Here is a 6,394-nt window from a genome sequence, read left to right as displayed (position 1 = left end):
GCGCCTATGGGGCGCTGTCCCGCCAACCTAAGTCGCAACTGCGCCGTTACGGCAGCTTGAACCTCAAATGCTTGCGTTCCTTCGAGCTCCCTCTGCCCTGCCGGGCATCTCCCCCTCAAGGGGGGAGATTGGCTGTCATCGGCGCCATCACGACTTCGCCGTCACAGGCGCATATTCAAGCGCCACCACGCCGTTGCTGAATGGCGTGGCCGATATCAGCGCGAGCGGCACTTGCTCGCCGGGCGGGAACAGCGGCTTGCCCCGGCCGACGGCGCCGGGATAACTGAGCAGCCTGATGCGGTCGACCAGACCGTGGCGCAGCAATTCCTGCGCGATGCTCAGGCTGCCATGCACATAGATGTTGCCGCCGCTGCCTTGCTTCAGTTCCCTGACCGCATCCGGCAAGGCGCCCTTCAGCAGCTCGGCCGGTTTCCAGTCGAGCGCCTTCAGGCTGGTCGACGCGACATATTTCGGCAGCGCGTTGAACCGCTCGGCGAAGTCTCCGGTTTCCTCAGGCCACGAGCCGGCAAAGATCTCATAGGTCGTGCGCCCCAGAAGCATGGCGCCGCTGTCGGCAAGCTCGTCTTCCTTGTACTTTTGCATTTCATCGTTCCAGGTCACCTCAGGCAGCTTCTCGACCTCGGCGACGCCATCGACGCTGATGAATTCGGTGACGATAAGTTTTCGCATGGCGCTCTCCTTCTGTCAGAGGACGGATGGCGCTGGCCGTTTGCGGCTGCTCCGTGAAAATAGCGGCGCTTTGTAGGGGGCTTTTCCTATTAGCCTCCAAAGGACCGATACCATTGGGGAAAAGCTTCTCCGACCTGGACTAAGTTCCCAAGATCGGATTGGTGTTACATCTGAGGCAGATATTCCCAAAAAACGCATTGCAGGAAGATCATGGGATTCGGGGTCTTCATTCACCGCTCAGATTCGATCTACAACGACCGCCCCGCAGAGCAATACCAGTTTCCTCGCCCGTATCTACGTCGTGTCGAAGCATGCGTCGGCGACTGGATCATTTACTACGAGCCTAGCAAGGTAACCGATAGCCGTGGCTATTACGCCGTAGCCAAAGTCCAACAGGTCATTCCCGATCCTGTGACGCCTGATATGTATCTCGCTCTGATTGAGCCCGGAACCTATCTCGATTTCGTCAATCCTGTCCCATTCAACGGAACTGATGGTCTCGTTGAGCGAGGCCTACTCAACGACCAAGGGCGGATTTCCGGTCGCGCCCAATCGGCTGTCCGCCCAATCAGCCCAGCCGATTTCAACCGAATTATCGATCTGGGCCTGGACACGAACGAGTTGTTGCTACCGCGCGTTGATGAGGTCGACACATCTGCTGGTTTTCAGGATGAGCAGGCGCCATTCGAATTCGAGCAGAGCCGTGACCGCGTAAACTACATCGGATCGCGAATTGTGCGGGACCGCATTTTCCGTCGCATCGTCTTGCGCGCCTACGACGAGCGCTGCGCGATCACGGGTCTGAAGCTGATCAATGGCGGTGGCCGAGCAGAGGTTTCAGCCGCCCATATTCGACCGGTCGAGACGAACGGACCCGATATTATCAACAACGGTATCGCACTGTCTGGCACAGCGCATTGGATGTTCGATCGCGGATTGATCAGCCTATCCGACGATCTGGAAATCCTGATCTCGCGACAGGTCAACGACCTCGACAGCGTGCAGGCGTTCGTAAACAGGACCCGTCGCGCGCTTCCGCCGGGCCGACAGTTTGAACGCCCGCATCCTCGTTTCCTACAATGGCACCGCGAGTACTGTTTCAAGCAGTAAGGAGGCGGCAAACCAAGCGCTTGACAAGGCTCAGTTCAGACAAGGTAGAAAGATGCCGCCCCAACTATCGTGGACGAAGTATTTCGAAACGCTCGAGAAATTCCCGACGCGCAACCGCGGGGCTGAGATAACGAATCTTGACCTCTGCAGGTACGACACCTGCTTCTCTTGCCCAACTGTCGGTGCCTGGCGCCATCACCTGAGCCTGCTCGGCAGCCAGCACGCTTAGATCGGCAGTCTTAACCGCATCACGACAGCTTCTGTTGAGTCCGAAGCGCTTGGCTATGGCATCCTCTACATTGGTCTCAATTGCCTTGTACTCTGGCAGAAGTTGTTTCAGCGGACGAGTGACATCACCGATGAACGCCTCGGCTGCATCGTGGAGAAGGGCCTCATAAGGACAATCAACGGCAACGTCGCACACGAGTAGGCTATGTTCAGCGACTGAGTAAAAGTCGCGGCATTGCCCGGCGTATCGGCAGATATGGGCCATGCCGTGGGCGACATCGTCAATGGTGAAATCGCTCCCGTGGGGATCGAGGAAATCGAAGATCCTACCGCTGGCTAGCGTGATAGTAGGGCCTCGCGCGACATTTACGGCCAAGATGTTGCTGCGCATGATATTCATCCCCTTTCTTTGCACAGTACAGGCCTCGAGCCAACAACGCGCTGTGGAAGAAATGAAGATTCGACTGCTCAGTGCCGGATGAACGGTAGTCGAAGAATCACACAGTTGTTTTTGCTTGCAGTTTTCACGGCGATCACCATTTGTAACAGGCGCGCCATTTTGCGCGATTCGGGGGGATCATGCGTCTTGTGATAGTTCTCTCCGGCCCCGTTGGGGTCGGTAAGTCGTCGTTCTGCGATCAACTCCGGGAGCTGTTTGGCGCAGAGAGGGTGTCGACCAGCAGTTGGATGGTCGAGCACCGTGGCGTTGCGCGCGAGCGCGACGAACTTCAAGCTGCGGGAGACAGGCTCGATCGCGAGACAGGCGGCGCCTGGGTCGCGGAGGCAGTGGCCGTGAAGGCCTCCTCGATGGGCGATAATGCCATACTTCTGGTCGATTCCGCCCGAATTGCGGCTCAGGTTGAAAAGTTGCGGGAGCGGTTCGGCGATCGCGTCTTTCATGTCCATCTTCACGCGCATGACGCTTTGCTGGAGCAGCGATATCTGGCCCGTGCCCCCAAACATAAGGAGTTTGCGACGTACGCCGAGGTACGCGCTAACGGCACCGAGGCGGCCATTGGTAGTCTTGCCGGGATCTCAGATCTCGTGCTGGACAGTGATTATGCCGATGCTCGAACGTTGGCCGTATCAGCCATGGCTTTCCGAGGCGAGGCGGCTCCGCAACCCCGGCCTCTGGTCGACGTCATCATCGGCGGCCAGTACGGCAGCGAGGGGAAGGGCAACATCTGCGCACACTTAGCTAATAAGTACGGCGTGCTGATGCGAATAGGCGGCCCTAACGCCGGCCATCTGGTGAAAGATCCGCCCTACAAGTACGTCCAGCTGCCCTCCGGCACCGGAACTAACAAGCAGGCAGCGATCCTGATCGGTGCCGGCTCTACCCTGTGGCTGCCACAGTTGATGCTTGAGGTCATGGAGCAAGGGCTGACGCCACAGCGCCTGTCAATCGACCCGCAGGCGATGGTGATCGATGACGAGGACCGCCGCATCGAAAGCGGAGCGCTGACGTCAATCGCGTCCACCAAACAGGGCGTAGGTTCGGCGACCGGGCGCAAGATTGTAAATCGCGGTGACGCGCCTGTTTTCGGGCCACCCGTGAAGCTCGCACGTGACGTTCCTCAACTCGCCAAGTTTGTTCGTGACGTCCGAGCCGAGCTTGATCGCCACTTCGCTGCCGGAAAGCGGGTGCTTCTGGAAGGTACGCAAGGAACACTGCTCAGCATCCACCACGGTTTCTGGCCTAGTGTCACGTCGCGCGAGACGTCCGCTGCTGGTTGTTTGTCAGACGCCGGCATCGCTCCGTCACGCGTGCGCCGCGTCATCCTGGTCCTGCGCACCTACCCGATCCGCGTCGGCGGAACGTCGGGTTGGATGGGGCGTGAAATAGATATGGAAGTCGTCGCCGACCGTTCCCGCATTCCAATCGACGAGTTCCTGCGAGTCGAGAAGGGCACCATTTCCGGCAGCAAGCGCCGGATGGCCGAGTTCGACTGGGCGCAGCTGCGTCGCTCGGCGCTGCTGAACGGAGCCACCGACGTGGCGGTCACCTTCGCGGACTATCTGGGGGTAGACAACCGCGCCGCAACGTCGTTCGAAGAGCTGAATGAAAACACACGCACGTTTATCGAGCGCGTTGAACGCGTGACAGGCGCGCCGGTTACGCTGGTTTCAAAGGAGTTTGCTCTGGACGGTGTCCTCGAGAAGGGGTTCGAACGTGACTGAGGAGGAACTTGTCCAGCGCTATCCGCGGCTCTGGCACATGGCACATGCCGGCGCGTGGCCAGCAATACGCGACCACGGTCTTATGAGTACGGTGGCGTTGCTGAACGATTACGCAGTCGAGGGTGATCGTCGTCACCAGTTAGGCTCGTGCAGGCGGCCCGAGTCCGTACCGCTCGAAGCCGAGGGGCGACCCGGAACCGTTCTGCGCGACCAGAAGCCGATGGACGACGGTCGGCTCGCAGGATGCCTCGATGACGGGCTGACTCCGCGTGACTGGTATGAACTACTTAATTCGCGCACCTTTTTTTGGCTGTCGCGCTCGCGTATCTGGACGCTTCTCCGCGCCAGAGCCTATCGCAACGTCTCCCAGACGGTACTGACGCTTGACACGGCGCGGCTTGTGGCTGCGCATCGAGACCGCATCTGGGTTAGCCCGATCAACAGCGGGGCCACACTGTTCAAGCCGCAGCGGCGGGGACTCGCTACCTTTCGGCGGATTTTCGACTTCCCTTTCGATGAGCGCGCTAAGATGCGACGGGTCGAGAACAACGTTGTTGAGCTGGTGGTCGACCATTCGGTCCCGGACGTGGCCGATTACGTGTTGGCAGTACATGAAGTCCGCAACGATCAGGTCCTATCCGAGATATGGCGCGCGCCCGAGAGCAGGCCGGACGATCACCCCTGACGCTCTGCGGGTGAGCGGCAGTGCCCGTAGCTTGTCAGGTGGTCACCGTGCGGGCAATCTGGCTGGCAGGCCAGCGCGGCGCAACACGTCCGCGATGTGGCTGGTCAGGCCGACCTCGCCGATAACACTTACGCCTGCGTCGGGTGGTAGCTGATCCAGCAGGACGCGGAGACGGTCGAGACCGTCTTCCACCTTAAATTCCGCCCAACTGTGCGCTTCACCGGGAACGATCGTTGTCGCCGAGCTTGATGTCGCCCCTCGGTGCAACTGGATAACCCACACGCGCTCCCCGTCGTGCACCCATTCGAACTTCACCGGCCCTAGGGTGTCGCGGAGCACATTATAGATCGACCGAACGCCGTCTGTGACGTTGGTGGGCAGGATTTCGGGCAGGTCGATGCCGAGCATGAGCCGATCGCCCTCGCCGGATCGCCCTTCGATTATCAGGTTGCCTTCCGCATCGACGATCGCCGCCCCCGAATGGCCGGCGGGAACGGCATCCTGCCGGAGCACCGAGGCGACGATCTTCCCGTCAGGGTCCTCGCTTGCAAGCAGCGCGAAAGGATCGGTCCAACCCTTGACGGTGGTGTAGAGACCGGGGTGTGGTTCTATGGGACAGGTGCGCGTCCAGACCTCAGCGGATCCTGTCGGAGTGCCGAAGACGAACGGCGCGACCCGGCGGTTAATTACCACGGTGCGTGGCACGGGCATCCCAAGTGTCTGCGCCATAAGCAGGCCGAACGTCTTGTCGCCCAGAAAGCGGCTGAAGTGGTTGGGCCAACGTTGTGCCGCAGTGGTAGCACCCGGAACGTTGGTTTCGTGTTCCCAAAGTAGGGTGTGGCCCTGCTGCCACCCTCTTTTGATCGGATGGATGCTGAATTCTGTCCGTTCACCCAACGCGGCGCGGAGTTCGAGCTTGAACCCGTAGATCGTCGAAAGGAAGTCCATTGCTTGGCCGAATGGCAGTGAGGTTACACCTGGTTTTTCTACGCATCGCGGCGTGTCGTCCGGCGCGAACTCAACAGTATCTCCCTGCAGGACGCCTGATACCCCCCCGTCATGAACGTCGATGGTTTCATTGACGATCAGGTGAAGTCCGTCTGCGGCTAGCCGGTTTGCGTGAGCCATTACCTCATCGAGCAACTCTAGCCCATAAACGAACTCACGGCTGCGAGGGTCGTGCGGGCGGTAGCTACGCACATTCACTTTGCCTTCGCCACTTCGTGCTATCAATTCGGCTAGTGCCTCGTTGACAGTTGCGAAATGATAGTTCGGCGAGTGGCCAGCGATGCGGCTGTAGGACTGTTTGAGCACCCCAGCGCTTGGGCGAAGGGCGACGAACTGTGCCACGTTACCGACAGTTGCCAAGCGGTCGAGCACTTCGTCCTTCTGCAGCAGCATTTGAGACTGTTCTCCTTTTTCACTCACCCCGGTGCTTGCCGCGATGCCGCTTAGCACGACGGGGCATACTTACGGAGTGTTGTTTATCCCGCCGAAACC

At 59.6% G+C, this 6,394-nt stretch carries 6 protein-coding genes; 3 read left to right on the top strand and 3 right to left on the bottom strand.

All coding sequences use genetic code 11. From position 1 onward, the window contains the following. Positions 1–147: 147 nt before the first annotated feature. The gene (locus NMG70_RS14305) at positions 148–690 is read right to left on the bottom strand and encodes a dihydrofolate reductase family protein (protein ID WP_254025124.1); all 543 of its coding nucleotides are present in this window, start codon (positions 688–690) and stop codon (positions 148–150) included. A gap of 210 nt (positions 691–900) precedes the next feature. On the opposite strand from NMG70_RS14305, the gene NMG70_RS14300 reads away from it, so the two are divergent. Continuing rightward, complete coding sequence (locus tag NMG70_RS14300) at positions 901–1,800, top strand: HNH endonuclease (RefSeq protein WP_254025123.1); 900 nt, start codon at positions 901–903, stop codon at positions 1,798–1,800. A 64-nt stretch (positions 1,801–1,864) separates the two neighbouring features. Here NMG70_RS14300 and NMG70_RS14295 read toward each other — a convergent pair whose 3' ends face one another. Continuing rightward, positions 1,865–2,428 carry a hypothetical protein gene (locus tag NMG70_RS14295; protein WP_436798387.1) on the bottom strand — a complete coding sequence of 188 codons (564 nt, stop codon included), beginning with the start codon at positions 2,426–2,428 and terminating at the stop codon, positions 1,865–1,867. A 179-nt stretch (positions 2,429–2,607) separates the two neighbouring features. Between NMG70_RS14295 and NMG70_RS14290 the strand changes: the two genes are divergently transcribed. Next, positions 2,608–4,209 carry an adenylosuccinate synthetase gene (locus NMG70_RS14290; RefSeq protein WP_254025121.1) on the top strand — a complete coding sequence of 534 codons (1,602 nt, stop codon included), beginning with the start codon at positions 2,608–2,610 and terminating at the stop codon, positions 4,207–4,209. Next, positions 4,202–4,894: a DUF7002 family protein gene (locus NMG70_RS14285; protein WP_254025120.1), complete on the top strand. Its 693-nt coding sequence runs from the start codon at positions 4,202–4,204 to the stop codon at positions 4,892–4,894. The genes NMG70_RS14290 and NMG70_RS14285 overlap by 8 nt, the downstream gene beginning before the upstream one ends. A gap of 42 nt (positions 4,895–4,936) precedes the next feature. Here the strand turns inward: NMG70_RS14285 and NMG70_RS14280 are convergent, their stop codons facing one another. After that, positions 4,937–6,295 (bottom strand): hypothetical protein, encoded by a 1,359-nt coding sequence (locus tag NMG70_RS14280; protein WP_254025119.1) that lies wholly within the window; start codon positions 6,293–6,295, stop codon positions 4,937–4,939. Positions 6,296–6,394: the final 99 nt, after the last annotated feature.

It is taken from the genome of Mesorhizobium ventifaucium, assembly GCF_935822925.1.
Classification (GTDB): Bacteria; Pseudomonadota; Alphaproteobacteria; order Rhizobiales; family Rhizobiaceae; genus Mesorhizobium; species Mesorhizobium ventifaucium.
Note: the sequence above shows the minus strand (reverse complement) of the source record. Positions and strands in the feature narration are given on the sequence as shown.